This is a genomic window from Mesorhizobium sp. M7A.F.Ca.MR.148.00.0.0, from assembly GCF_003997735.1.
Lineage (GTDB): Bacteria > Pseudomonadota > Alphaproteobacteria > Rhizobiales > Rhizobiaceae > Mesorhizobium.
Genome location: NZ_RZTB01000086.1, coordinates 1 through 25,119 on the forward strand (window position 1 = coordinate 1; position 25,119 = coordinate 25,119).

Consider the following 25,119-nt stretch of genomic DNA (forward strand, 5'->3'; position numbering starts at 1 on the left):
GCCGAGCGCCGGTGCAGGGCTTCTGCTGTTCGTCGTGTTCTTGCCCTTCTGGGTCTTGCGCAAGATCGGCGCCGGCGACGTCAAACTGATAGCAGTCGTGCCATTCCTGATCAGCGGCGGCGCTCTCGCGGTGTTTTCGGTGCTGCTCCTGGTTTTCGCCCTGGCCACCGCGGCGATCGTGAAAAACCCCTTCCTGCTGCCCGCGGGTGCTTTTCGGCTCATCGTCCAGCATCTGGACCGCAAGGGCGTGGTGCCATTCGGCGTGCCGATCTCGCTCGCCGCGATCTGTACGCTGGCGTTCCTGATCTACAGGAGTTTGACGGTCGCGAGCAGCTCTGGAATCCTCAACCAGCTCAACTGACCCTGACATCTCACGCGGCTGAATTTGCCTCGCGGGAGATTTGACGGAGCATCAAACGATAAACCCGCCTGTGCGGCGGGTCACGGCGCAAATCTGCACCATAGGCAAAAATGTACCATAGCTGAGTGCAGCGAGTCAAGAAAAAATTCCTATCGTGAAACGCTGCCAGGCGCAGCTTGCGCTCCGCTCAGTCCCGCAGCAGGTCGAACATCAGCTTGAAGAAGCGGTCCGCGTCGACCTCATGGGCGATGCGGGCATTGTCCTTTTCACCGCGCTCGCCCCAGTAATCGGCGATGGTCGCGCCGAAGGCGTAGGTGCCGGACAGATCGACGCCGATATGGGCAGGGCGCGTGCGCACCAATGTCGGGTCGATGGCCAGCGCCAGCGCGAGCGGATCGTGCATGGCGCCGCCGACACCCATCGAGTTGCGGTGCAGCTTCTCGTAGAACCGCAGCCAGTCGTTGACGAGCCGTCCGAGCGGCGTGTCGATGGTGGCAAGCTCGGCATATTGCGGCGCCTCGACCAGCACCTGCATGGTGACGTCGAGGCCGACCATCAGGATCGGCACGCCGCTGTCCAGAACGATCTTCAGCGCTTCGGGGTCGCAGAACGCATTGAACTCGGTCGGTGTGATGATCTGGCTTTTGCGGTAGAACACGCCGCCCATCCAGATCAGTTCCTTGATCTTGGGCAGCACGTCGCGATGCTTGAGGATCATCAGGCCGATATTGCTGAGCGGGCCGGTGGCAACGACCAGGATCGGTTCGGGCGCGGCGCGCAGTCTGTCGGCCAGGAAATCGACGGCATGCTGGTCGACCGCCTTGATCGTCGCCTGCGGCAGGTAGGGCGAGCCCTCGAGCCCGCTCGGGCCATCGGCGGTGCCGAGCACCAACGGGCGCGCCAGCGGGCGGTGACAGCCCTGCGCGACAGGCACGTCGCCGGCGCCGATATACTCCAGGATGCGCAGTGCGTTGGCGGTCGTCTTCTCGACTTCCGCATTGCCGCAGGTCGTGGTGACGCCGATGAGTTCGATGGCCGGCGAGCGGTGCGCCATGACCAGCGCAATGGCGTCGTCGTGGCCGGGGTCGCAGTCGAACAGGATAGGAGTTGGCTTGGTCATCATGTCGTCTTTCACGCCGCCCGCTCGTAGCGCGCTATGGTTTTCTTGAAGCCGTCGAGGAAACGCCGGCCGTCCAGGCCGGTGCAGATGCGGGTGGTCTTGGGCCCGCCGCCGGGCAGCAATTGCCGGCCGCGATAGGCGACGGTCTGGCCGCGCGCCAGCCTGCCGTCGAGCACGACGTCTGCGAACAGCGGCTCGGTCATCGTCGCCAGGCCGGGATCGAAAGCCAGCGCCACGGTGATCACGTCGTCCATCGGGAACCCGACGAGGTCGAAGAACTCGCGCCAGATGTCGATGTAGATCGGGAAGCTGTCGGCGATCATCTCCAGGACGGGATTGTCCCTCGCGACGGCCTGCATGTCGGCGATGTCGTCGCGTGTCAGCATCGAATCGGCGACGCGGTTGTCCTCGCAGATGTCGAGCGGGACGAGGATCTTCTCGACATCGGCGTTGAGCACGATGCGCGAGGCCTCCGGGTCAGCCCAGATGTTGTACTCCGACAGGGGCGTGATGTTGCCCGGCGTCTGGAAATTGCCGCCGAGCACGATCAGCCGCTTGAGTGCGCCGGTCAATCGCGGCTCCTGCAACAGCGCCATCGCCGCGTTGGTCAGCGGGCCGGTCGTCACCAGCGTGATCTCGCCCGGATTGGCCATGACCGTGCCGATGATGAAATCGACCGCATGTCCCGACGTGGCCTGCCGCACCGGCGTCGGCGCCGGCGGGTTGAACTTCTTCAGGCGATCGCCGAAACGGGCAACGAGCCGTTTTTCGAAATGCACCGGCGCCTCCATGTCGGCCTTGGCGTTGCCTACGATCGGCCGCCACGCGCCGGCGTGAACCGGGATATCGTCACGCCCGGCGAGCGTCAGCGTGTTGAGGACGACGTTGGTGACCTGCTCGATCGGGCCGGCGGCACCGGTCACGGTGGTCACGCCCTCGAGCCGCAGCTTCGGATTGACCGCCGCAAACAGCACGGCGAGAATATCGTCGCCGGCCGAATCCACGTCGAGGATTATGCGTTCCATAAAGGCTTCCTTCACTGGGGATTTTTGCCGCGGGCTTCAGTGTTCTTGTCGACCGACAGCAGCTTACGCATCGATTCCAGCGTCTCGGCGATAATCCTCGGACGCGCCCGGTAGGACAGCGCGAACAGTGCGATCAGCGCGACGACATAGGGGACGGTGAGAACCAGGTAGGAGGGATAGCCGAACGTCTGCAGGCGCAGCGAAAAAGCATCGGCGAAGCCGAACAGCAGGCAGCCGGCCAGCACCTTCAGCGGATCGCCGTTGGAAAAGATCAGGATCGCCACCGCCATGAAACCGCGGCCCGACGACATGTTTTCGGTGAACATGGTGATGTAGCCGAGCGACAGATGAGCGCCGGCGAGACCCGCCAGCAATCCGCACAGCAGCGACGCGATGTAGCGGACGCGGGTGATCGAGATGCCAAGCGCCTCGGCGGCTTCCGGTTTTTCGCCGACGACGCGGATATAGAGGCCGAGCCGCGTCCTGGTATAGCAGACGACCAGCAGCGGCACCGCGATGAAGGCGACATAGACGAGTGGCGTGAAGCCGGAGATCAGCGGCGCCCACGAGCCGAGAAGGTCGCGGGCTCCGGGCAGCTGGACTTTCGGCAGGCCGACGATGCCGTGACCGACGATCGAGCCGCGCGTGCCGAAGATCGCTTTCATCAGCGAGATCGTCATGCCGCCGGCCAGGATGTTGAGCGCCAGCCCGACGACCACTTCATTGGCCTTGAAGCTCACCACCAGGACAGCAAAAACCAGGGCGAAGACGAGCGCCGCCGCGACGCCGCAGGCGACCCCCGCCAGCGCGGAACCGGTCCAGATCGACCCGAGGACGGCGAAGAAGGCGCCGATCAGCATCTGCCCCTCGAGGCCGATGTTGAAGATGCCGGCCTTGGTGGTGAACGAGCCGCCAAGCGCGACCAGAAGGATGGGCGCGGTGGTGCGAAGCGTCGCCGCGATCAGCGCGACGTTGATGAGCTTGTCTAGAATTTCCATCGCCGCTCCCCTGCCTGGCTGTCGCCACGCTTTCTCACCAGCACCTGGGCCGACACGCTGAGGATGATCAGCGCCTGGATCACGGTGATGATCTCGCGCGACGCGCTGGTATCGACCTCGAGCAGCAGCGATCCGTTGCGCAGGGCGCCGAAGAACAGTGCGGTGAAGATGGTGGCGACAGGCGAGCCATTGGCAAGCAGGGCGGCGATCAGCCCATCGAAGCCGAAACCGGGAGCAAATCCTTCCATGAAGCGGTGATGGACGCCGAGCGTCTCGACGCCGCCGGCCAGCCCGCCGACGGCCCCTGAAAGCAGCAGGACCAGGAAACCCTGCCGTTTCACGTTGACGCCGCCATATTCGGCGAATTTCGGCGCCGACCCGACCATCGTGACGCCGTAACCCCATTTGGTGTAGCGGAAGACAAGGGCTGCGCCGACCGCCAGCACCAGGCCAATGACCAGGCCCCAGTTCAATCGCGAAAAGGTGAAGATCTCCGGCAGGTAGGATGTCGCCAGGATCGGCGGCGTCTCCGACCAGCCACCCGGCCGCTTGAACAGGAAAATGGTGAAGTAGGACGTGAGCAGCACCGCCACGTAGTTCGACAGGATCGTCGAGACGACTTCGTTGGTGTTGTAGCGGGCGCGGAAGTAGGCAGGGATGGCGACCCAGGCCGCGCCTGCCACGACCGCCAGCGCCAGTGCCGCCAGCGTGTGAATGCCCGCGGGCAGGGGCATGGCAAAGCCGACCCACGCGGCGGCGAAGCCGCCGAGGAACAGCTGGCCTTCGATGCCGACGTTGAACATGCCGCCGCGCAGGCCGATGCAGGCGGCGACACCGCAGATCAGGATCGGCGTCGTCTGCAGCAAGGTCCCGGCGATCTTCTCCTGATCGCCGAAGGCGCCGCGCAACAGCGTCATGAACACACGCACCGGGCTTTCGCCGACCATGAGGATGATGATCGCGCCCATCAGCAGCGCCACGCCGATGGCGATCACCTGGCCGGAAACGGCACGCAAATGGTCTGTCATGATGCGGTCTCCGCGGCGAATTCCGGCACGGCCACGCCTGCCATCATCATGCCGATGCGCTCCTCGTCGGCCTCGTCGCCGGCGACCTCGCCCATGATCCGCCCGTTGAACATCACCAGGATGCGGTCGGCAAGGGCGGCCAGTTCGTCGAGCTGCACGGAAATCAGCAGGATTGCGCGGCCGGCGGCGCGCTGGCGCATGATCTCGTCATGAATGGCCTCCTGGGCGCCGATGTCGACGCCGCGCGTCGGCTGGTCGATCAGCAGGAAATCGGCGCTGTTGGTGAATTCGCGCGCCAGAACGACCTTCTGGATGTTTCCGCCCGAAAGCCGCTTGACCGCATCGCCCGGGCCGCGCGCTCGAATATCGAAGCTCTTGATCAGCGTTTCGGCGTTTTGATTTATGGCATTCCAGTTGAGCATGCCGGCGCGGCTCCATGGGGCGCGATGCTGGCGGCCCATCAGGGTGTTGGCTGCTATCGAAGCATTGCGATCGACCCCGCGCACCATGCGGTCGCCTGGAACATGGGCGAGGCCTGCCTGGCGGATCGCGGCGGGGGAGAGCGCGGTGAGATTCCGGCCCTTCAGCCACGCCCCGCCATGGCTTGCCGGTCGCAAGCCCGAAAGCACTTCCGCCAGCTCCGTCTGTCCATTGCCGGCCACACCCGCGATCCCCACCACCTCGCCGGAGCGGACGGTGAAACTGGCATCGCGAAGAGCCGGCAGCAGGCGATCGTCGCGCGCCCACAGATCCTTGACTTCGAGCACCACGTCGCCGTGCAGCGAAGCGCGCGGCCGGCGGTCGAAGCTCACCTCGCGGCCGACCATCATGTGCACCAACTCGTCCTTGCTGAGCTCGGCCGTCGGCCGGGTCGCCACCTTCCTGCCGTTGCGCAGCACCGTCACCGTGTCGGACACTTCCATCACCTCTTCCAGGTGATGCGAAATGAAGATCACCGTCATGCCTTCGGCCACGAAGCTGCGCAGTGTCTGGAACAGTTCACGGCTTTCCTGCGGCGTCAGCACGGCGGTCGGTTCATCGAGGATGATGGTGCGCGCGCCGCGCACCAGAACCTTAAGGATTTCGATGCGTTGCTCTATGCCGACCGAGAGCAGCCCGACGCGCTCGGTCGGATCGACCTGCAGGCCGAAGCGCTTCGACAGGTCGCGCGTGCGCGCAACTTGTGCGGCGTGGTCGATCAGCCCATGGCGACGGATTTCCATACCGAGAAAGACGTTGTCGGTAACCGAGAGCGAGGGAACCAGCTTGAAATGCTGGTGAACCATGCCGAGGCCGGCCTTTATCGCCACGGACGGATCGGCGATCACGATCTCTTCACCGTTCAGCCGGATCGAGCCTTCGTCCGGCTGCAAGAGGCCGAACAGGATGTTCATCAGCGTCGTCTTGCCGGCACCGTTCTCGCCGATGATGGCGTGGATCTCGCCGCGGCGGACCGCAAGGTCGATGCCGTCATTGGCGACGAACGCGCCAAAACGCTTGGTGATGCCAGTCAACTCGACGGCCATCGCGGCATTGCTGTGGAGGGTCGGCGACCCCGGCGTGTTCGACAACGTGGCTCTCGCAGATTGGACACTGATCCGCCGCGGCAAGCCGCGGCGGATCAGTGTAGCGCTTTCTTGGGAGGGAGGCGCTGTTGTTGGCTTATTTTGCCTTGGCGATCACGATCTTGCCGTCGACGATGCCCTTTTTGATCTCGTCCAGCTTCGCGGTCACGCCAGCGGGGATCTTTGGGGCAATATCATCGCAGACCTTGACCTCGACACCGCCCGAGGCGAGGTCGAAAGTGCGGGTGCCGGCGGTGATCTTGCGGCCCTCGACCTCGTCCTTGATCAGCGTGTAGACGGCGATGTCGCCGCGCTTCAGCATGCTGGCGAGCACATTTCCGGGAGCCGAGCCGCACATGTCGATGTCGACGCCGATCGAATATTTGTCGACCGCGGCACTTGCCTGCATCACGCCTTCACCCGTCGGGCCGGCGACGTTGTAGACAATGTCGGAGCCTTGGCCGTAAAGCGCCTGGGCAAGTTCGCTTCCCTTGGCCGGGTCGTCGAAGGTTCCGGCGAAGACGGAGTTTACCTTGACGTCGGGCGCGGCATATTTGGCGCCTTGCTCGTAGCCGCCCAGGAAGTTGCGGATCACCGGAATATCGCGGCCGCCGACAAAGCCGATCGCCTTGCCGTCGCCGATCTTGTCGAAGGCGGTGCCCTTGGCTTCGATCATGCCGGCAAGTGCACCGGCCACGAAGGATCCCTGCTCCTCGGCGAAATTGGCGTAGATCATCTTGGGGTTGTCGAGGACGCCATCGATGAACACGAAGCGCTGGTCGGGATATTCGGCGCTGACCTTTTGCAGCGAGTCCACCAGCTCCCAGCCCATCACGAAGATGAGGTCGTACTGCTTGCCCTTGGCAAGATTCTCGAACTGCTGCTGGTAGTCGAGCGCGCGATTGCCGGTGTCGACCAGCTTGAGGTCGATGCCGAAATCGGTCTTGGCCTTGTTGAGGCCGTTGACGATCGAAACGCCAAAACCCTGTGCGAAATATCCCGAGATCGCGGCTACGGAAACCTTGTTCTGTGCGGCGGCCGGTCCGAACGAAATGGCAAGCATCGTGCCGGCCAGAAATAAACTCTTGAGCGCCCTTTTCATGTCATTCCCCTTCAGCTTTTTCCAGCTTTTGAAGCCACGCTTTGACCATCCCCACATATCGCCGTAACAACGGCGAGTTCGTTGATGGTCATATGAGTTTAGGAGCGGCTTAACAGGCTGTCAATCGTCATCCGATGCAGTTTTCTTGGCCCTTCGCCCACTTGCTCGACGTCTGCGCTTGACAAATGTCGATGGGCATAATTGTTGATACTCTAACGAGTTTCTATGAACGACGGGATGAAGGAAGCGAACAATGCCGGCTGTGCTGGTCAGGAAATTTCTGGTTCAGGTCGAAGAGATATTCCATGAGGGCGGACCCCACGCGGCACGCCCGCTCAAGCGAGGCGCGGTCGTCGCGGTCATCGCAAACCCTTTTGCCGGACGCTATGTCGAAGAGATCACCGGCTTCATGGAAGACCTGAAGCCGCTCGGTCTCGATATGGCTCGGCGCCTGATCGACGCCATTGGTGAAGGCGGCCAGGCCATCGAAGGCTATGGCAAGGGTGCCATAGTCGGCGCCACCGGCGAGCTTGAACATGGCGCGCTCTGGCACAATCCGGGCGGCTACGCGATGCGCGAACTGCTCGGCAATGCCAAGGCGATCGTGCCTTCGACGAAGAAGGTCGGCGGCCCCGGAACGCGCATCGATATCCCGATCACGCACATAAACGCCTCCTATGTGCGCAGCCATTTCGATGCGACCGAGATAGGCGTTGCCGATGCGCCGCGCGGCGACGAAATGGCGGTCATCCTGGCCATGACCACCGGCGCACGCGTCCATGCACGGGTCGGTGGCCTTGCCGCCGCCGACATCAAGGGCGAGGACGGATTGCGATGAGCCCGGAAATTCGCCGCATCATCACCATCGTCGAGGAAACCCGGATCGAAGGCGGACGGCCCGTCGATCGGCCGACGCGGCGTGCCGCAGCCATTGCGGTGATCCGCAACCCCTATGCGGGTACCTATGTCGAGGACCTGTCGGCACTCAGCGCCATAGGCGAAGCCTTGGGCGATATCTTGCCCAGGCGCGCGGTCGCTGCTCTGGGCATTGCCGGCGACCGGGTCGAGAGCTTCGGCAAGGCCGCCGCCGTCGGCGCCGATGGCGAGCTCGAACATGCCGCCGCCATCCTTCATCCAAAGCTCGGCGCCCCGTTCCGCGATGTGCTTAGCAAGGGCGCCGCGCTCATTCCTTCATCGAAGAAGCGCGGCGGCCTCGGCGTGTCGCTCGATATTCCGGTCGGTCACAAGGATGCGGCGCGGGTGCGCAGCCATTTCGACGGCATGGAGGTTCGTGTTCCCGACGCACCGCGTGCCGACGAGATCGTCGTCGCTATCGCCGTCACCGATTCCGGCAGGCCGCACCCGCGCGTCGGCGGGCTGACCAAGGACAAGATTGTCGGGATTGACGGCGTCGGCTGACCGTCAGGCAGCCAGGACTTCCGGCACGCGCAGCGCCGGAGGCGTATTTCTGCTCCGGCCGGTCCGCACCACGCCGTCGATGACGACCATTCCAATGCCTGGAAGATTGCCGAGCGCCACGCTGTCGAGCAGCCCGTCGCCGGCGCCGCCGATCGCCTGATCCATGAAGATCAGGTCGGCGGCGCGACCGACCTCGATCAAACCGCGATCGTCCAGTCTGCGCACGCGCGCCGTGTTGCCGCTGGCAAGACAGAACGCCACTTCCGGAGCGATGCCGCCCAGCGAAGCCAGCATGGTGAGCGTCCGCAGGATGCCGAGCGGCTGCACGCCGGATCCGGCCGGGCTGTCGGTGCCGAGGATGACGCGCGAAAGTTCGCCGCGCTGCCTTGCCAGGTCGAGCACGAACAGTCCGGTGCGCAAATTGCCGTTATGGACGATTTCAAGCGCCCTTGAGCCCTTCTCGCAGATCTGCCGTATTTCCGCGTCGGGCAGGGCGGTCGGCCCGCCATTGACGTGGGCGACAATGTCGGCGTCGACCTCCAGCACGACATCCGCGCCGATGCGGCCGGAGCCGGGCAGGGATGGACCGCCCGTGTGGGTCATCGAGGTCATGCCGTATTTGCGCGCCCAGGCGATCATCATCCGGCCGGTCGGCCCATCCTTGACGCCGCCAAGTCCGACCTCGCCGACAAGCGTCACGCCGGCCTCGGCGAGACTGCGGAAGTCTTCTTCGGTAAGGCCGGGTTCCAGGATCGGTGCCCCGGCCAGGATCTTCATGCCGTTCGGACGGAAGTTGGAGAAGGTGCGTTGGGCAGCGATCGCCAGCGCCTTAAGCCCGACAAGGTCGCGCGGTCGGCCCGGCGTGTGGACTTCACCCGCCGAGATCATGGTGGTGACGCCGCCATGCACAGTCGAATCCATCCAGCCGATCTGGTTCTGCCGAGGCGTCCAGTCGCCGGCCACCGGATGGGCGTGGTTGTCGATAAGACCCGGCGAGACCGCGCAGCCCATTGCATCGATGATCGTCGCCGCGCTGCCGCCATCGATGTCGCCTGCCTTGCCAATGCCTGATATGCGTCCATTGGTCACGACGATGGTGTCGGCGTCGATGATCGGTTGTGCGAGATCGCCACTCAGCATGAGACCGATATTGCGGACGACGAGCGTGTTGGCAGACGACTGGAGGTCGGACGACATCGGTTCTCACTTCTGCTGTTATGGAAAAAAGGACTGGACGCGGCTTATTTGCCGCCGTCGCCATTCGATGGGTCGTCGTCGTTGATGCGCTGGAGCAGGCGAAGCAGCGTCGCCTGCTCAGCCGGCGAGAGCGGCGACAGGAACCGCCGCCCGACCTCGACGCTGCGTTCGAGCCGCTCCAGCGTATAGTCGGTCCCTTTGCTGGTCAGCGCGATAATCGTCAGGCGTTGGTCGGTTTCGGAGGCGCTGCGCGTGATCAGCCCGTGTTTGAGCAGTTTGCGCATGACGATGCTGATGGTCGATGGGTCCATCGCCGTCAGCCGGCCGAGATGGTTCTGCGAAACTTCGCCATGCTTGAGGATCGTGGCGAGCGCCGCGAATTGCGTTGGCGAAAGGTCTTCGCCGGCCATGACCTGCTGGAAGCGCAACGTCGCGCGCTGATGCGCCCGGCGGATGACGTGCGCCGGGTGGCGGTCCAGTTCATAGCCGGTCCCGGCGTATTGCTGCAGCACCTGCTCGCGGCTCGGGGGTGCATCGCCGCTCGGCGTTTTCGGCGTCGCGCCTTTTTCGGATTGCGGTTTCTTTTCAGTCGTCACACCGGACTCCTATCGCCGCTGTCTTGGATGTCGCCGGTTCGGAAAAAGCTCAAGCCGCGACCTCCGCTGGTTGAAGCGACGTCCCGTCGCGGAGGGCTGCGACGACATCAGCCGAATCGCTGACCACGCCGAAATGGGTCGCTATGTCATAGAGCGAGCTTTCCTGCTCGCGTGGTCCCGTCGCCGCGCAGCAATCGCTTGGCACCACCACCTCATAGCCCTCGAAAAAGGCATCATGGACGGTCGAGCGCACACAGATGTTGGTGACCACGCCGAAGATGATCAACTGATCGGTCTGCATGTCTTTCAGCGTCAGGTCGAGGTCGGTTTGAAAGAAGGCCGAGTAGCGCCGCTTGATCACATGGATCTCGTCATCGCGGGCGCCGAGATCCTCGATGATCTCCGGCCCCCAGCTTCCATCCAGGCAATGCGGTGTGCGCTTCAGCCATTCGCGCTCGCGTCGCATGCCCGGCCGGTGGCTGTCATGGACCCAGATCACCGGCACGCCGGCGGCGCGCGCGGCCTCGATCACGGCCAGTTGCGGCGCGACCAGCGTCTCGTACCCAGGCAGGACCATGGCCCCGCCGGGCTTGCAGAACTCATTGACCATATCGATGACGACAACGGCCGCACGGCGTGGATCGAGGCGCACCGCATCATCGTGCCGATGTGAGGAAAAACTGTCCACGGACATGGCGAGCTCCTTTGACCGATCGTTGATGCTCATACAAAAAACCCTAGCGGATGCCAAGTCAATCCCGTTCGACGCAAAGCGTGCCGGTCGGCCTTGCGCACCGCGCTCCGACAAGCGTATGCGCTATTTGTCCATCGCGAAATGGCCTTGACAACGCTTGTCAGGCATGTGCTCGATTTGTATGACCATCAACAATATTCAAGCCGCTTAATTGCGAAGCCGAGGCCGAGATATGAAAACCATCGTCACCGGAGCCAGTGGCCTGCTTGGCCGCCATGTGGCCGAGGCTCTGGTTGCGGCCGGCCACGATGTGCTTGGTGTCGATGCCGTGGTGCCGGGTGAGGTCGCATGGCGCCACGCAACCGCCGATTTGACCGATCTGGGATCGACACTGCAGTTGGTGCGCGATTGCGATGCCGTTGTGCATGTCGCGGCCATTCCGCGGCCGACCGGCCGGGCCGGCGGCGAGGTGTTCAAGACCAACATCGCGACCGCCTACAATGTGGTCGAGGCAGCTGCCATGGCCGGCGCCAGGCGCTTAGTCTATGCCTCGTCCTTCAGCGTTTTCGGCTATCCCTTTTTCGAGAAACCGGTGCGACCGCCCTATCTGCCGGTCGACCTGGACCACCCGGTCGGCGCGCAGGATCCGTACGGCCTGTCGAAATGGCTGGGCGAGGAAATCGTCGACGCGGCGGTGCGCCGCGGTGCCTTCTCGGCGGTCAGTGTCCGCATGCCGTGGATCCAGACGCCGGGTTCTTTTTTCGAGGGCGTCGGGCCGCGCCGCGCCACTGCCGACAGTGCCCGCGACCTGTGGGCCTATCTCGACGCGCGCGACGCCGGGCAGGGCTTCCTGCGGGCGCTTGAATGGCAAGGCGATGGTCATCTGCGCGTCCTCCTGAGCGCCGCCGACACCTTCATGGAAGAGGAAACCGAAGCGCTCGTGCGCCGGGTCTATCCTGATGTCCCCCTGTCGCGGTCGATCGCTGGTTTCGGCGCCGTGCTCGATACCGTCCATGCGCGCGAAACGATCGGCTTCGAACCAAGCCATTCGTGGCGTTCCTATCCGAAGCCGGAGACCCTGGGATGAAACGGTTCGACCAGAAAAAGGTCCTCGTCACCGGCGGCGCGGGCGCGATCGGCAGCGCAGCGGTGCGGCGTTTCCTTGACGAAGGCGCACGGGTCGCCATTGTCGACCGCAATGGCGCGGCGGCGCGGCAATTGGCCAGCTCCCTCGGCGACGGCGTCCTGGCGATCGAGGCTGACGTCACCGACGAAGCGGATGTGCGGCGCGCCGTCGAGGCGACCGTCGAGACGTTCGGCGGCCTCGACGTGGTGTTCAACAATGCCGGCATTTCCGGCGTCGTCGCTCCCGTTCACGACCTGCCGGTCGAGGACTGGGATACGACCATCCGCATCAATCTGCGCGGCATCTTCCTCGTGCTGCAGGCTTCGCTTCGGGCGATGATCAAGGCCGGGACCGGTGGCTCGATCGTCAACATGGGCTCGTCCATGGCCGGTTGGGACGTCCTTTCGGGGGGAGCTGGCTATGTCGCTTCCAAACACGGCGTGGTCGGCCTGACGCGGGTCGCGGCGCTCGATGCCGCGCCCTACGGCATACGCGTCAATGCGATCTGCCCCGGCGTGATCGAGACGACGCTTGGCGTGCCGGCTTCCGGCGACGGCGAATTCAAGAGCAGCGTCCAGCATTTCGCCGACCGCATTCCGTTGCGCCGCATCGGCCAGCCGGACGATGTCGCGGCCGCCGTGGCTTTCCTGGCCTCCGACGAGGCGAGGCACGTCACAGGCGTGGATTGGCTGATCGACGGCGGCCAGACCTTGCAGAGCTGGGCCAATGCCCCTGATGGCGGTGCGTTTCCGAAATTTCGCTAAAGTCTTTTCGGCGGCATTGCCTGGATGATCCGGACGGCAAGATCGAGATCGGCGAACCCGCCCGAAAGCGGCGTGCGCGGCTTAACACCGGCAAGGATGCAATCGGCGAAATGCAGCCACTCGCGGCGGAACGACGTATCAGGAACGCCAGGCAGAACGCGTTCGGATGCAGCCTCGCCTGTCGTTTCACGTAGCCGGACAGTCGCCGAGGCATTGCGGAAATAGGGGTTCTGGAATTCGATCCGCACCTCGTCGCGCTCGCCATGCACATGGATCCACTCGTCCCACCATTCATACTGGGCAAGTGCCATGTCGAAGAGGCAAGGGACGCCGCCATAGTCGAGCACGGCTAGCAACTGGTTCGGGCCGGTCTGTTGCGCATGGACGACGCGGTCGGGCGTGCCGAAAGCACCGCGCATGACGGCAAGGTCGTGGCTGGCGAGGCTGAGCAGTACAAGATAGAGATCGCGATAGCCGGCATGGTCCACACCGAGCGCCGCCTCGATGCGCCGAGCGACCGTTTCGCGCCCCGCCGCCAACACATCGGCCGGCACGTCGGTGACCCTGGTCTGCGTGTAGAGTTGGCCATAACGGTCGAAGCGGCCGGCGAAATCGTGGACATGGATCGACTTCGGCCGGCCGATAGCGGCTATGCGCTCCAGCCCGGTCTCATAGCCGGGATCATAGAATTTCATGTAGCCGACAAGGGCGACAAGGCCGCTCCGCTCGGCCTGCTCGACAAGCGGGCGCGCCTCCTGCGGCGTGAAGGCAAGCGGCTTCTCGACGATCAGGTGCTTGCCGGCGCGGATTGCATCGGCGACCATCTCGCCATGATCGTAGGTGCAGATCACGACCGCATCGACATTCGGGTCGGCAAGCAGCGCGCGATGGTCGGTATATCTGGCAGTGACGCCATAATGTTCCGCGACCTTGTCGACCGTGCCGGGAGAGATGTCGCACAAGGCGGCGATGCGAAACGCCGGTAATTCCATGAGATAAGGCAAGTGCATCAGCTGGGCGATCTCGCCGCAGCCGATGACGCCGACGCCAATAACGCGATCCTGCATGTCAACCCTTCACGGCGCCGGCTGTCAGGCCGGCGATGAACTGCCGTTGCATGGCGACAAAGACGACGATCACCGGCAGTGTCGTGATCGTCAACGCGGCGAAATAGAGCGTCCAGAGCGAGTCGTATTGCTGGAAGAAGCTGACCAGTCCTAGCGGGATGGTCTGCACCAAAGGGTCGCGCAACAGCAGGAAGGCCAGGAAGAAATCGTTCCAGATCTCGATGAAGCCGAAGATGAGGATCAGCGCCACGCCCGGCCGCACCAGGGGCAGCATGATGTGGATCAGGATCTCGAGCCGGCTGGCGCCATCGATGCGCGCGGCATCTTCGAGGTCGGCCGGCAATGTGATGAAGAAGCTGCGCAGGATGAAGACCGAAAGCGGCAGCGACGTCGCGGCATAGATGAAGGCAATGCCGAGCCGGCTGTTTATCAGGCCGAGATCGCGCGCCACCAGGAACAGCGGAATGGCCATCACCTGCGGCGGCACCAGCATGGCCGCAACCGCGACTGCGACCACAAGACCGCGTCCGGGGAAACGAAGACGCGCCACCGCATAGGCGCACGGCGTCGCGACGGCCACCAGAATGATCAATGCCGAGCCGGTGACGAAGATGCTGTTGACGATGCGCGATCCCATGCCGGCGATCCGCCAGGCATCGGCATAGTTCTGCAGCACCAGGCTCGATGGCGGACCCCAGACATTGCTGAGCATTTCCTGCTTGGTCTTGAGCGAACCGAACAGCACCCAAAGCAGCGGATAAACGGTCTCGAAGAGCACGAGGACGAGCGCGGCATAGATGCCGCCAAGTTCGAGGATGCCACGCATGCCGAGGCGCTGCATGAGCCCGCGACGGCGAGAGCCGGCGGCGCCATCGTCCAGCGAAATTGGAGGGTTGGCGGCTGCTCTCATCAGACGTCGAGCCTTTGCCTGCGCATCAGGGCCAGCAGGCCGACGCTGGCCAGCCCGACGATCATGAACAGCACATAGCCGATCGCCGCGGCGTAGCTCATGGCGCCGTCCTGGAAGGCCTTGCTCATCATGTAGGTGAGCACCACTTCGGTGGCGTGGTTCGGGCCGCCCTTGGTCAGGACATAGACGATGTCGAAATTGCGCACGAAGGCGCCGGAAAGGCCGAGGATGGTGTTGATGAAGATGATCGGCATCATCATCGGAACGGTGACGTGCCGGAAGCGCTGCAAGGGGCCGGCGCCGTCCATCTTCGCCGATTCATAAAGCTCCGAGGGAATAGTCTGCAGCCCGGCCAGATAGATGACGGCATGGAAGCCAAGCCATTTCCAGACATCGACGACGATGATCGAGTAGAGCGCGATGTCGGCGTCGCCAAGCCATGATCGTTTCAACCCGGCGAGGCCAATGAGATCGAGCCCGCTGTTGAGCAGGCCGAAGACCGGATTGTAGATCCAGGACCAGAGCAGGCCGACGGCGACGAAGGACATCGTCACCGGGACGAAGGCGGCGGCGCGGAAGAAGGTGCGGCCAAGCAGCGCCCGGTTCAGAAGCAGCGCCAGCCCGAGGCCGAGCACGTTCTTCAGGACGACGACGGCAACGACGAAAATCAGATTGTTGCGCAGCGCGCCGAGGAAGATGCGATCGTGCGCCAGGCGCATGTAGTTGGAAAAGCCTGCCCAGGTCGGGTCGGAAAACCCGTCCCAATTGTGCAGGCTGAGCCAGAAGCCGTTGACGAACGGCCAGAGGTAGAAAAGACCGAAGAGGATCGCGGCGGGCAGGATCATGACGAAGGCCGTAGCCCCGTCCCCGGCATCGAAACGCCAGGTGCCGGATCGGCTCGAAACAGGAGCCGCCTCTTGCGGTCGCGTGCTCACGCGGCCTTCGCACTTTGCGGGGTCAGCACCAGCCCGAGCGTGTCCCTGACATAGGCGATGCTCTCGAGCGTGCTTTGCTCTGCCGTTTTCTTGGACGCATCCAGCTCGATGATGGCGAGCCCATCGTAGTTTGCATCCAGCAGGACGTCGACGATGCCGGCGAGATCGACGACCCCGGCGCCGAGCTCGCAAAAGGCGCCATAGCGGTCATAGCCCTTCAGCGCCGGATCGACCCTGGTGTCCTTGAAATGCATGTAGCGCACGGCCGAAATGTAGGTCCTGACCGCGTCGACCGGATCGGAATTGGTATGCGCAAGATGCGCCGGATCGATGCACAGGCCGGCCAGATCGGTATCCAGTTCATCCATCATGCGATCGAGCTGGTCGCGGCGCTCGACGAAGGTGTCGAGATGCGGGTGATAGACCGTCTCGATGCCAAGGTCCTTTGTCCGCCTGCCGATATCCTCGAGCGCCCGGCAAAAGGCGCGGTAGTCGTCGGCCGTGTGCGCCCCGGCAGCGGCTTCCGAGGGACCGCCGCCGAGAACCAGCACCGGTGAGCCGAAGCCCTTCAACATCCTGGTCAGTGCGACGAGCACGTCACGTTCATAAGGCCAGGCGACGGGGTTGGTGAAGATCGCATTGACGTAGAAGGAGGAGAGCTTGATGCCATACTCGCTCTGGCCTTCCGACAACAGCGCATAGCGCCGCAAGATGTCGGTATCGGTGGTCACTCCCATCGGCGCCTGGTTGCCGAGCTGCATGTATTTGCGGGCGTATTGGTCCGACAGGCTGGTGAAGGCGAGGATCTCGAACCAGCCGAAGCCCTGGTCGGCGAGAAACTTGATGGCTGGCCTGAGCGGAAGGCCGGTCAGGTCCCAGCTGTTCAGATGATAGCCGATCGAGAAGCGCTGCCGTTCGGCGCGATGTGTCGTCATGTGTTTTCTCCGATGGGCGAGGCTGCCCGAAGCAGGCAGCCTCTGTTTTTCTTGCCTGGCGCATCAGCCCGGCTGGATGGGCGCTCGCTTGCAGGCGCTACTTCAGGGGCTCATTTGGGGGGCCAGCTGCCCTGGGCCTTGAGGTCGTCGAAGATGGTCTGGATCGATGCGGCGGCGTCTTCGGGCGTCGTGGTGCCGCCGACGATGCCGGCGATTGCCGAAGACGTGGCGCTCGCGACTTCGGATGGCCAGATCCAGTCGAGGAACTTGATCGTGTTCGGGAAGGCTTGCTTGCGCAATTCGACGGCATAGGCATCGTCGACCTGCGGCACGCCCTTGATCGAGGCCGCGATCGGCTGTTCCGGCGCGAGGTAGAGCGTCGCGATTTCAGGCCGTGTCAGATATTCGATGAATTTGACCGCGGCATCGAGCTTCTCGGGCGGGATCGAGGAGGCGACGCACATGCCGTTGTCGGCACCGCCGCCATGGCCAGGCGCGCCCGGCGTTCCGTCCATTTTCGGAAAGGCGAAAACGCCCCATTTGAAGTCCTTGACGCTCGACTGGAGCGACGGGATTTCCCAGGTGCCGCCATAATACATGGCGCTCTTGCCGGCGGCGAACGCCGCACGCATGCCGTCCTGGTCGACGGAAAGCGAATCCTTGGAAAGGATGCCATCATCGACCCATTGCTTGATCAGCTTGAAGCCCTCGACATCGGGCGCGTCGGTGAACTTCGCCGTACCCTCGAGGTTCTTCTGCGTCTTGCCGACCGGGTCGCCCGATGCCTGCGAAAAGGTCTCGAAGTACCACATCGGCCACATCACGGTGTTCGAGCCCTGATGCAGCAGAGGGATCACGCCCGCGGCCTTGAACTTCGGCACGGCTGCCTTCAGATCGTCATAGGTTGGCGGGACAGGAATGGCGAGCTTCTGAAAGAGATCGACATTGTAGAAGATCGTCGATGTCGACAGCGTCGAGATCGGCACGCCGTAGACTTGGCCGTTGACCGTAAAGGCGCCAAGAGCGGCGGTATCGATCCTGTCCTGGAACGGCTTGATCTTGTCGGTAATCGGCATCACCAGTTTGCGCCTGACATAGGCGCCATTGGTGTAGAAGGCCGGGCAGGCGATCAGATCCATTTCCTGGTTTGCAAGTTTTGCGGTCATCACGCGCTGAATGGAATCGGTTTGCGGCCCTTGGGCATCCCACTCGACGGCGGCGACGTCGGGGTTGGCCTTGAGGAAGCCGTCGATGACCTGTTGCTGGATTTTCTTCTGCTCGTCCGGCGGTTGACGCGGCGCGAGTTCGTCGAGCGCCGAGCCGCCGAAAATCTTGAGCGTGATCCCTTCGGCGTGGCCGATGCCGGGCAGTGTGATCAGGCCGAGGCCTAGCAGTGCGGTGGCAAGGATGGAAGCGGCGGGACATTGTTTCGGACGGTGGGTCACTCTCTGCTGAAGGGGCATCTGGCTCTCCTTTACGCCAATGCCGAGGGGCAACCTCGGGACCAATATCGTTGATGGTCATATGATCTTGGTCGCCTGTTGATGTTTTTGTCAATCGGCAAGAATGCCTATTAATTCATCGATCGAACGCCCCTTTCATGTCGGCGTGGCCCGTGCGGTGTTCAATTTGCTTGGGCATTGATCTGCAAGAAGATCGGCAAACCAATGGTCGGATGCTGGCTGCTCCCGGTAACGGACAAGCCCAATCTTCGCGATCTACTTCACGCCGATGCCGGCGGTCAGGCCGCCATCGATCTTGTAGTCCGCGCCAGTGCAGAAGCCGGCCTTCGACGAACACAGGAAAGCGATGAGTTCGGCCACTTCCTCCGGCTCGCCGATGCGCCCGATGGGGTGCGCTTCGCCGAAGCGCTTGTAGGCGGCCTCGACATCGGCATCCGTGCCGTTCTCGCCGCGGGCGGCCTTCTCCAGGATCGGGGTGCGGATCGAGCCGGGGCTGACGGAATTGACGCGGATGCCGGAGCGCGCATGGTCGAGGGCCAGGGCACGCGTCAGCGTGTGGATGGCGCCCTTGGTGGTGGCATAGGCGGCGACGTTTTGCTGGCAGGCAAAGCCCTGCACCGAAGCGACGTTGACGATGGCGCCGCCGCCCCTGCGGACCATTTCCGGAATGCCGAAATGCGCGGTCAGATAGATGGACCCGACATTGACCGACATCGCCCTGTTCCAGGTCTCGAAATCGGTGCTGGTCGCGGTTCCGTACGGATGCACCGCCGCCGAATTGACGATGATATCGAGGCCGCCGAACCGCTCCACGCCGGCCGCGACCGCGTCGCGAACCTGATCGGGCACGGAGACGTCGGCGCCTATGACCAGCGCCCCGGCTGCGGAGCTTTCCAGTTCCGCTTGCAGCGCAGCGTTGGCCGTGCGGTCGATGCCGCAGGCGACGATCGCAGCACCTCCCGCAGCGAGGCGTCTGGCGGTTGCGAGGCCAATCCCGGTCGTCCCCGTCACCAAAGCCACCTTGCCGTCGAAATCCTTCATTGGGAAAACTCCTTCATTCGCTGTCCGAAACCGTTCCTAGTTTGACACCCATTGTGGTCCAACAATAGGTTGCCGTTCTCTCGCAGAAGGAAGCGGCAATGGAACAGTGCTGGCGCTGGTATGGACCGAACGATCCGGTAACGCTCGATCATGTCAGGCAGGCCGGTGCGACCGGCGTGGTGAGCGCCTTGCACGATATCTATGACGGGCGCGCCTGGCCGCTCGAGAGCATTCTGGAGCGCAAGCGTGTCATCGAGGCCGCCGGCCTGACATGGTCGGTGGTCGAGAGCATTCCGGTCCACAATTCATTCAAGATCGGCGCGCCGGAACGCGAGCGCTATGCCGGCTACTATCGTGACTCAATTCGCGCGCTCGCCAAGGCCGGCATTGCGACGGTCTGCTACAATTTCATGCCGGTGGTCGACTGGACGCGCACGGATCTCGCCTATCGGCTGCCGACGACGGGCTATGCACTGCGCTTCGACGCCATCGATTTCGCGGCCTACGATTTGTTTGTGCTGAAGCGCGTCAATGCCGAGGCCGGCTATACCCCCGCCCGCATTGCCGAGGCGGAAGCGCGGCTGAAGGAATTGAGCAGCGAAGCGATCGACAGGATGGAGCGCAACCTGATCGCCGGCCTGCCTGCGACCGAGCGCAGCTATGACAGGGACAGTTTTCGCGAGGCCCTGGCGGACTATGATGCGATCGGACCGAAGGAGCTGCGCGACAACCTTGCCTGGTTCCTGCGCGAGATCATTCCGGTGGCCGAAGAGGAGGGGGTGCGCATGTGCATCCATCCCGACGACCCGCCCTTCTCGCTCTATGGCCTGCCGCGCATCGTTTCGACCGCCGAGGATGCGCGTTTCATCCTCAACGCCGTCGACAGCCCCGCCAACGGCCTGACGTTCTGCACCGGCTCCTATGGCACGCGCGCCGACAACGACATCGTCGCCATGGTCAAGGAGTTCGCCGACCGCATCCATTTCGCCCATCTGCGCAACATCACCATCGAGGATGACGGCTCGTTCCACGAGGCCGAGCATCTCGAGGGCGGCACAGACATGGCGCATGTGCTCCTCGCTCTGATGCAGGAAGAGGCACGCCGCCGTCGGGAAGGCCGTGCCGACTGGCGTATTCCGATGCGGCCCGACCATGGCCATCTGCTCGCCGACGACATCGGCAAGACCAGGATCAATCCCGGCTATTCGCTGATCGGCCGGCTGAAAGGCCTCGCCGAGCTGCGTGGCATCATGCGCGCCATCGAGCGGTTCGAGCTGGCTTGAGCGGCACCGTCAGTTCGGCTGGCAGGGTTTACAGACGATCACGCGCGGTTGCGCTTCCGCTGTGACTTATACGATGTCGCACTGGAAAGTGCGGCCTACGAGAGGCATGGCGGGTAAAGCACGTGTCGGGAAATTATTTGCCGGCAGTTCACAATATGCAGCGCTGACGTTCTTCCATTCGGGCCAGATTGGACTTCTTGTTGCTTTGATCGGCACGCCTTGCGTGTCACTTTGAGATGCATTCATTCTCGAAGCTCTTGCCGGTGGTCGCTTCTACTTCTCCTAAGCCAAGGCAGAGAAAAGAAGGAACCTGACCATGCCCAGAATTGTGCCGGTGCTCGATCTGAGCCGTCTCGAACAAGGTGCGTCCGAATATCGTACCTTTCTCCTGGACCTGCGCACGGCGGCGCGGGACGTCGGCTTCTTCTACCTCAGCGGCCACGGAATTTCGACCTCGGAGATCGACGACGTGCTCGATGCCTCACGCCGGTTCTTCGCGCTGCCGGAGTCCGACAAGCTGGCGATCGAAATGGTCAAATCCCAGCAGTTCCGCGGCTACACCCGCGCTGGTGGCGAACTGACCAAGGGCGCGGCCGATTGGCGTGAGCAACTCGACATCGGCGTCGAGCGCCAGCCCATAGCGCAGGGACCTGGAATTGCACCGTGGACAAGGTTGCAAGGACCCAACCAATGGCCGTCGGCATTGCCGGAGCTCAAGCCGGCACTGCTTGCATGGCAGGCCAAGGCGACCGCAGTGGCGATTCGGCTGTTGAAAGCCTTCGCGCTATCGCTCGATCAGCCCGAGGACGCCTTCGACGCGATCTACCGGGACTCGCCCAACCATCGCATGAAGATCGTCCGTTATCCCGGCCGTGACGCGACCGAAGGCGACCAGGGCGTCGGCGCGCACAAGGATGGCGGCTTCCTGACCCTGCTGCTGCAGGACGACAACAAGGGGCTGCAGGTCGAATATGACGGAAGCTGGGTGAATGTGGATCCGCTGCCCGGAACGCTGGTCGTCAACATCGGCGAACTGCTCGAACTCGCATCGAATGGATATCTGCGGGCCACCGTGCACCGAGTCGTGACGCCGCTTGCCGGCGTCGAACGGATTTCCGTTCCCTTCTTCTTCAGCGCGCGGCTCGATGCGACCATCCCGCTTCTCGGCCTTTCCGAGGAACTGGCGGCACAGGCGCGCGGACCGGCAAGCGATCCCGACAACCCCTTGTTCCGCGATGTCGGCACCAATGTGCTCAAAAGCCGGCTGCGTTCCCATCCCGACGTGGCGCGCCGCCACTATGCCGATCTTCTCGAGACCGGAACGGCGGGTTCGTGAGGTTAGCGGCGCACGAATTTTTACCGTTTCATATATTTTTTGGAATGTCATTCGTCGCCAAGGCTTCAAGATAGGCCCAAAAAGGTAAAATCGTTTAGCGGTTTCCTCCCATTCCGCTGGACGGTGTTCCCCTCTGAAGGTTTTGACCTTCTTTTGGCCGGGCCGAATTCGGGCCCGGCCATTTTTTTGTCCTGGGGGTATCGGGCGCAAAACTGAAATGCTGCAAAAGCCCGGCGCAGCGGAACAGAATACCTTCCCGAGTTGGGCTGACCGTCCGATCCTGAGAAGGATTCGAGCACTGTGCTCGACTGTATCGATCGGCCGGAACATCTTTCATGACACGCAAACAATTGCGCCTCGGCGCCTTCATGCGCCCCGTCAGCCTGCACACCGGCGCCTGGCGCTATCCGGGCGCCTATGCCGACGCCAATTTCAATTTCGCGCATCTGAAGCGCTTCGCCCAGACGCTGGAGGCGGCGAAGTTCGACGCCTTTTTCATGGCCGACCATCTGGCCGTTCTCAACATGCCGATCGAGGCGTTGCGGCGCAGCCACACGGTCACCTCGTTCGAGCCGTTCACGCTGCTGTCGGCGCTCGCCGCCGTCACTGACCATATCGGGCTGGTCGCCACCGGATCGACGACGTTCGACGCGCCCTATCATGTTGCCCGCCGCTTCGCCTCGCTGGACCATATCAGCGGCGGACGCGCCGGCTGGAACATCGTCACCACGTCCAACCCTGACGCGGCGCTGAACTTCGGCCTCGACGAGCATGTCGAGCATGATGAGCGCTACCGGCGGGCGCGGGAATTCTACGATGTCGTCACCGGCCTGTGGGACAGCTTTGCCGACGATGCCTTCATCCGCGACGCCGAAAGCGGGTTCTATTTCGATCCGGCCAGGCTGCATGTGCTCGACCACAAGGGCGAACATCTCTCGGTGCGTGGGCCGCTCAACATCGCCCGGCCAATCCAGGGTTGGCCGGTCGTCGTCCAGGCCGGCGCGTCGGAGGCAGGGCGCCAACTGGCGGCGGAGACAGCGGAGGTCATTTTCGCCGCCCATGCCGATCTCGCGGCGGGACAGCGTTTCTTTGCCGACGTCAAAGCCCGTGCGGAGAAACTCGGCCGCTCGCGTGACGACATCAAGATCCTGCCTGGCGCCTTTGTCGTTGTCGGCGACAGCGTCGAGGACGCGCAGGCCAGGCGGGCGAAGCTCGACAGCCTCGTCTACTATGAGAGCGGCATCGCCTCGCTGTCGATCGCGATCGGACATGATGCGTCCGGCTTTGACCCGGACGCGCCCTTGCCCGAAATCCCCGAGACCAATGCCTCGAAGAGTGGCCGCGAGCGCGTCATCGAACTGGCGCGCGAGGAGAACCTGACCGTCAGGCAGCTTGCGCAAAGGCTGGGCGGCTATTCCGGCCTTGCTTTTGTCGGCACGCCTGAAACAATCGCCGACGAGATGGAGGAATGGCTGGTTGCCGAGGGCTCTGACGGGTTCAACATCATGTTTCCCTACCTGCCGGCAGGGCTGGATGATTTTGCCGAGAAAGTGGTGCCGGAATTGCAACGGCGAGGCATCTTCAGGCGGCAATATGAGGGGTCGACACTGCGCGAGAATCTCGGCTTGAAGCGGCCGCCCAACCGGTTTTTCGAGTAGAACATCCTTCGCGGAGAGGTCTCCATGTCAATCCAGTCCAACACCCGCATCGTGCTCGCGGCGCGACCGCAAGGCCGGCCGAAGCCGGATCATTTCCGCATCGAGACGGTTGACCTTGACCAGCCGGGAGAGGGCGAACTGCTGTTGCAGATCCTTTATCTGTCGCTCGATCCCTATATGCGCGGTCGTATGAACGCCACCAAATCCTATGCCAAGCCGGTCGATGTCGACGGCGTGATGGAAGGCGGCACCGTCGCGCGTGTGATGATCTCTCGCCATCCGGAATTTGCTGAAGGCGACATCGTCCTGTCCCACTCCGGATGGCAGAGTTTCGCCCTGTCCGACGGTGCCGGGCTGCGCAAGCTCGATCCCGCGGCTGCACCCATAACAACCGCGCTCGGCGTGCTCGGCATGCCGGGCTTCACGGCCTATGCCGGTCTGCTCACCATCGGGCAGCCGAAGCCTGGCGAGACGGTCGTCGTCGCGGCCGCCAGCGGTGCGGTCGGGTCGGCCGTCGGCCAGATCGCGCGCATCAAGGGGGCGCGTGCCGTCGGCATCGCCGGCGGTGCCGATAAATGTGCTTTCGTGCGAGACGAGCTGGGCTTTGACGCGGTCGTCGATCACCGGGCCGACGATTTTGCAGAGCAGTTGAAGGCAGCTTGCCCCGGCGGCATCGACATCTATTTCGAGAATGTCGGCGGTCCTGTCTGGGACGCGGTGTTTCCGCTGCTGAACGAATTTGCGCGTGTGCCGGTCTGCGGGCTGATCGCGCAATACAACGTCATCGCGGATGCCGGCACCGACCGGTTGCCGACATTGATGCAGCAAGTGCTGCACCGCAGCCTGACGATAAGAGGTTTTATCCAGCGCGAATTTGTCGACCAGCGCCCGGCCTTCTATCGCGAGATGGCCGAATGGATAGCGTCCGGCCGCGTCCGCTACAGGGAAGATATCGTGGACGGCATCGAAAATGCGCCTCAGGCCTTTCTCGGCCTTCTCGAAGGCAGGAATTTCGGCAAGCTGATCGTGCGTATCGCGGAATAATTGTTGCACAACGATGAGCCGGGGCTGCCGAGACAATCGCTGTCGCAGCCCGGCGCGGCGCCTTTTTTGTTCACCACATCATGAAGGAGGCGACGTCCGCATCCGAGACCTTGCCGCCATTCACGTCGGCGATTGCCTGGTCGACGATCGCGACGCCCTCGGTCATCTCGTCTTCCGTCAGCGTCAGCGGTGGCATGAACTCCAGCACATTGGCCTTCAGCCCGACATAGGTGAAGGCTGCACCCAGCTCATAGCCGCGATAGATGATCTTGGCCGTGGTCGCCACCGCAACCGGCTCACGTGTCGTGCGGTCCTTGACCAGGTCGACGCCGATCGCAAGGCCGCGCCCGCGCACGTCACCGATAATCTCATGCCTGGCGGCAAGGGCTCGCAGCGCGTCGGAAAACAGCATGCCGATCCGCGCCGAGCGCTCGACCAGGCCGTCCGTCTCG

The 25,119-nt window shown here is 63.3% G+C and carries 25 protein-coding genes; 9 read left to right on the forward strand and 16 right to left on the reverse strand.

What is annotated here, in order from left to right:
* Nucleotides 1-361, forward strand: a 361-nt coding sequence (locus EOB49_RS24465) for a prepilin peptidase (protein ID WP_127382471.1), incomplete at its 5' end; no start/stop codon positions are given.
* A gap of 187 nt (nt 362-548) precedes the next feature.
* On the opposite strand, the gene EOB49_RS24470 is transcribed toward EOB49_RS24465, so the two are convergent.
* From EOB49_RS24470 to EOB49_RS24495, 6 genes are all read right to left on the reverse strand, one after another.
* Nucleotides 549-1,496: a nucleoside hydrolase gene (locus tag EOB49_RS24470; protein WP_164781793.1), complete on the reverse strand. Its 948-nt coding sequence runs from the start codon at nt 1,494-1,496 to the stop codon at nt 549-551.
* Nucleotides 1,493-2,506 carry a nucleoside hydrolase gene (locus tag EOB49_RS24475; protein WP_127382472.1) on the reverse strand — a complete coding sequence of 338 codons (1,014 nt, stop codon included), beginning with the start codon at nt 2,504-2,506 and terminating at the stop codon, nt 1,493-1,495. The genes EOB49_RS24470 and EOB49_RS24475 overlap by 4 nt, the downstream gene beginning before the upstream one ends.
* Before the next feature lie 11 nt (nt 2,507-2,517).
* Nucleotides 2,518-3,504, reverse strand: coding sequence for an ABC transporter permease (locus EOB49_RS24480; RefSeq protein WP_127382473.1), 987 nt, complete (start codon nt 3,502-3,504; stop codon nt 2,518-2,520).
* Nucleotides 3,492-4,532 carry an ABC transporter permease gene (locus tag EOB49_RS24485; protein ID WP_127272241.1) on the reverse strand — a complete coding sequence of 347 codons (1,041 nt, stop codon included), beginning with the start codon at nt 4,530-4,532 and terminating at the stop codon, nt 3,492-3,494. Before EOB49_RS24485 ends, EOB49_RS24480 begins: the two co-directional genes overlap by 13 nt.
* On the reverse strand, nt 4,529-6,103 hold the full coding sequence (locus tag EOB49_RS24490; RefSeq protein WP_164781795.1) for an ABC transporter ATP-binding protein: 1,575 nt from the start codon (nt 6,101-6,103) through the stop codon (nt 4,529-4,531). The genes EOB49_RS24485 and EOB49_RS24490 overlap by 4 nt, the downstream gene beginning before the upstream one ends.
* Nucleotides 6,104-6,194: 91 nt before the next feature.
* Nucleotides 6,195-7,199: a BMP family ABC transporter substrate-binding protein gene (locus EOB49_RS24495; RefSeq protein ID WP_127382474.1), complete on the reverse strand. Its 1,005-nt coding sequence runs from the start codon at nt 7,197-7,199 to the stop codon at nt 6,195-6,197.
* 253 nt (nt 7,200-7,452) lie between these two features.
* Here EOB49_RS24495 and EOB49_RS24500 point away from each other — a divergent pair, with 253 nt between their 5' ends.
* On the forward strand, nt 7,453-8,037 hold the full coding sequence (locus EOB49_RS24500; protein WP_127382475.1) for an amino acid synthesis family protein: 585 nt from the start codon (nt 7,453-7,455) through the stop codon (nt 8,035-8,037).
* The gene (locus EOB49_RS24505; RefSeq protein WP_127382476.1) at nt 8,034-8,618 is read left to right on the forward strand and encodes an amino acid synthesis family protein; all 585 of its coding nucleotides are present in this window, start codon (nt 8,034-8,036) and stop codon (nt 8,616-8,618) included. Before EOB49_RS24500 ends, EOB49_RS24505 begins: the two co-directional genes overlap by 4 nt.
* 3 nt (nt 8,619-8,621) lie before the next feature.
* On the opposite strand, the gene EOB49_RS24510 is transcribed toward EOB49_RS24505, so the two are convergent.
* From EOB49_RS24510 to EOB49_RS24520, 3 genes are read right to left on the reverse strand one after another with little or no spacing between them, the layout of a single operon-like run.
* The gene (locus tag EOB49_RS24510; RefSeq protein ID WP_127382477.1) at nt 8,622-9,815 is read right to left on the reverse strand and encodes an amidohydrolase family protein; all 1,194 of its coding nucleotides are present in this window, start codon (nt 9,813-9,815) and stop codon (nt 8,622-8,624) included.
* Between the two features lie 44 nt (nt 9,816-9,859).
* Nucleotides 9,860-10,411: a MarR family winged helix-turn-helix transcriptional regulator gene (locus tag EOB49_RS24515; RefSeq protein ID WP_127382478.1), complete on the reverse strand. Its 552-nt coding sequence runs from the start codon at nt 10,409-10,411 to the stop codon at nt 9,860-9,862.
* A 49-nt stretch (nt 10,412-10,460) separates the two neighbouring features.
* Complete coding sequence (locus EOB49_RS24520) at nt 10,461-11,105, reverse strand: isochorismatase family cysteine hydrolase (protein WP_127319596.1); 645 nt, start codon at nt 11,103-11,105, stop codon at nt 10,461-10,463.
* 232 nt (nt 11,106-11,337) lie between these two features.
* Between EOB49_RS24520 and EOB49_RS24525 the strand changes: the two genes are divergently transcribed.
* Together EOB49_RS24525 and EOB49_RS24530 are read left to right on the forward strand one after the other, a co-directional pair.
* Complete coding sequence (locus tag EOB49_RS24525) at nt 11,338-12,192, forward strand: NAD(P)-dependent oxidoreductase (protein WP_127382479.1); 855 nt, start codon at nt 11,338-11,340, stop codon at nt 12,190-12,192.
* Nucleotides 12,189-12,995, forward strand: a complete 807-nt coding sequence (locus EOB49_RS24530; protein WP_127382480.1) for an SDR family NAD(P)-dependent oxidoreductase — start codon at nt 12,189-12,191, stop codon at nt 12,993-12,995. The genes EOB49_RS24525 and EOB49_RS24530 overlap by 4 nt, the downstream gene beginning before the upstream one ends.
* Here EOB49_RS24530 and EOB49_RS24535 read toward each other — a convergent pair.
* From EOB49_RS24535 to EOB49_RS24560, 6 genes are all read right to left on the reverse strand, one after another.
* The gene (locus tag EOB49_RS24535) at nt 12,992-14,062 is read right to left on the reverse strand and encodes a Gfo/Idh/MocA family oxidoreductase (protein WP_127382481.1); all 1,071 of its coding nucleotides are present in this window, start codon (nt 14,060-14,062) and stop codon (nt 12,992-12,994) included. The two genes, EOB49_RS24530 and EOB49_RS24535, sit on opposite strands and share 4 nt — an antisense overlap.
* Before the next feature lies 1 nt (nt 14,063).
* Nucleotides 14,064-14,972 (reverse strand): carbohydrate ABC transporter permease, encoded by a 909-nt coding sequence (locus tag EOB49_RS24540; protein WP_127382482.1) that lies wholly within the window; start codon nt 14,970-14,972, stop codon nt 14,064-14,066.
* The gene (locus EOB49_RS24545) at nt 14,972-15,907 is read right to left on the reverse strand and encodes a sugar ABC transporter permease (protein WP_127382483.1); all 936 of its coding nucleotides are present in this window, start codon (nt 15,905-15,907) and stop codon (nt 14,972-14,974) included. The genes EOB49_RS24540 and EOB49_RS24545 overlap by 1 nt, the downstream gene beginning before the upstream one ends.
* The gene (locus EOB49_RS24550) at nt 15,904-16,842 is read right to left on the reverse strand and encodes a sugar phosphate isomerase/epimerase (protein WP_127382484.1); all 939 of its coding nucleotides are present in this window, start codon (nt 16,840-16,842) and stop codon (nt 15,904-15,906) included. Before EOB49_RS24550 ends, EOB49_RS24545 begins: the two co-directional genes overlap by 4 nt.
* Nucleotides 16,843-16,952: 110 nt before the next feature.
* A complete protein-coding gene (locus EOB49_RS24555) occupies nt 16,953-18,305 on the reverse strand; it encodes an extracellular solute-binding protein (protein ID WP_127382485.1) in 1,353 nt (450 codons plus the stop codon).
* A 255-nt stretch (nt 18,306-18,560) separates the two neighbouring features.
* Entirely contained in the window at nt 18,561-19,346 is a 786-nt protein-coding gene (locus EOB49_RS24560) for an SDR family oxidoreductase (RefSeq protein ID WP_127319648.1), read from the reverse strand.
* A 98-nt stretch (nt 19,347-19,444) separates the two neighbouring features.
* On the opposite strand from EOB49_RS24560, the gene uxuA reads away from it, so the two are divergent.
* The 4 genes from uxuA to EOB49_RS24580 all read left to right on the forward strand — a co-directional run bounded on the left by uxuA (nt 19,445) and on the right by EOB49_RS24580 (nt 24,667).
* Complete coding sequence (gene uxuA / locus EOB49_RS24565) at nt 19,445-20,629, forward strand: mannonate dehydratase (protein ID WP_127382486.1); 1,185 nt, start codon at nt 19,445-19,447, stop codon at nt 20,627-20,629.
* Between the two features lie 316 nt (nt 20,630-20,945).
* The gene (locus EOB49_RS24570; protein WP_127382487.1) at nt 20,946-21,965 is read left to right on the forward strand and encodes an isopenicillin N synthase family oxygenase; all 1,020 of its coding nucleotides are present in this window, start codon (nt 20,946-20,948) and stop codon (nt 21,963-21,965) included.
* 335 nt (nt 21,966-22,300) lie between these two features.
* The gene (locus EOB49_RS24575) at nt 22,301-23,623 is read left to right on the forward strand and encodes an LLM class flavin-dependent oxidoreductase (protein ID WP_127382488.1); all 1,323 of its coding nucleotides are present in this window, start codon (nt 22,301-22,303) and stop codon (nt 23,621-23,623) included.
* A 24-nt stretch (nt 23,624-23,647) separates the two neighbouring features.
* Complete coding sequence (locus EOB49_RS24580; protein WP_127319640.1) at nt 23,648-24,667, forward strand: NADP-dependent oxidoreductase; 1,020 nt, start codon at nt 23,648-23,650, stop codon at nt 24,665-24,667.
* Nucleotides 24,668-24,737: 70 nt separating this feature from the next.
* Here the strand turns inward: EOB49_RS24580 and EOB49_RS24585 are convergent.
* A partial coding sequence (locus EOB49_RS24585) for an aminotransferase class III-fold pyridoxal phosphate-dependent enzyme (protein ID WP_127382489.1) occupies nt 24,738-25,119 on the reverse strand: 382 nt, incomplete at its 5' end.

Excerpts from the sequence above, each read along its gene's own strand:
- EOB49_RS24475 (WP_127382472.1), bottom strand. The coding sequence starts at position 2,506 with ATGGAACGCATAATCCTCGACGTGGATTCGGCCGGCGACGATATTCTC.
- EOB49_RS24480 (WP_127382473.1), bottom strand. The coding sequence starts at position 3,504 with ATGGAAATTCTAGACAAGCTCATCAACGTCGCGCTGATCGCGGCGACG.
- EOB49_RS24485 (WP_127272241.1), bottom strand. The coding sequence starts at position 4,532 with ATGACAGACCATTTGCGTGCCGTTTCCGGCCAGGTGATCGCCATCGGC.
- EOB49_RS24495 (WP_127382474.1), bottom strand. The coding sequence starts at position 7,199 with ATGAAAAGGGCGCTCAAGAGTTTATTTCTGGCCGGCACGATGCTTGCC.
- EOB49_RS24500 (WP_127382475.1), top strand. The coding sequence starts at position 7,453 with ATGCCGGCTGTGCTGGTCAGGAAATTTCTGGTTCAGGTCGAAGAGATA.
- EOB49_RS24505 (WP_127382476.1), top strand. The coding sequence starts at position 8,034 with ATGAGCCCGGAAATTCGCCGCATCATCACCATCGTCGAGGAAACCCGG.
- EOB49_RS24510 (WP_127382477.1), bottom strand. The coding sequence starts at position 9,815 with ATGTCGTCCGACCTCCAGTCGTCTGCCAACACGCTCGTCGTCCGCAAT.
- EOB49_RS24520 (WP_127319596.1), bottom strand. The coding sequence starts at position 11,105 with ATGTCCGTGGACAGTTTTTCCTCACATCGGCACGATGATGCGGTGCGC.
- EOB49_RS24525 (WP_127382479.1), top strand. The coding sequence starts at position 11,338 with ATGAAAACCATCGTCACCGGAGCCAGTGGCCTGCTTGGCCGCCATGTG.
- EOB49_RS24530 (WP_127382480.1), top strand. The coding sequence starts at position 12,189 with ATGAAACGGTTCGACCAGAAAAAGGTCCTCGTCACCGGCGGCGCGGGC.
- EOB49_RS24535 (WP_127382481.1), bottom strand. The coding sequence starts at position 14,062 with ATGCAGGATCGCGTTATTGGCGTCGGCGTCATCGGCTGCGGCGAGATC.
- EOB49_RS24540 (WP_127382482.1), bottom strand. The coding sequence starts at position 14,972 with ATGAGAGCAGCCGCCAACCCTCCAATTTCGCTGGACGATGGCGCCGCC.
- EOB49_RS24550 (WP_127382484.1), bottom strand. The coding sequence starts at position 16,842 with ATGACGACACATCGCGCCGAACGGCAGCGCTTCTCGATCGGCTATCAT.
- EOB49_RS24555 (WP_127382485.1), bottom strand. The coding sequence starts at position 18,305 with ATGCCCCTTCAGCAGAGAGTGACCCACCGTCCGAAACAATGTCCCGCC.
- EOB49_RS24560 (WP_127319648.1), bottom strand. The coding sequence starts at position 19,346 with ATGAAGGATTTCGACGGCAAGGTGGCTTTGGTGACGGGGACGACCGGG.
- uxuA (WP_127382486.1), top strand. The coding sequence starts at position 19,445 with ATGGAACAGTGCTGGCGCTGGTATGGACCGAACGATCCGGTAACGCTC.
- EOB49_RS24570 (WP_127382487.1), top strand. The coding sequence starts at position 20,946 with ATGCCCAGAATTGTGCCGGTGCTCGATCTGAGCCGTCTCGAACAAGGT.
- EOB49_RS24575 (WP_127382488.1), top strand. The coding sequence starts at position 22,301 with ATGACACGCAAACAATTGCGCCTCGGCGCCTTCATGCGCCCCGTCAGC.
- EOB49_RS24580 (WP_127319640.1), top strand. The coding sequence starts at position 23,648 with ATGTCAATCCAGTCCAACACCCGCATCGTGCTCGCGGCGCGACCGCAA.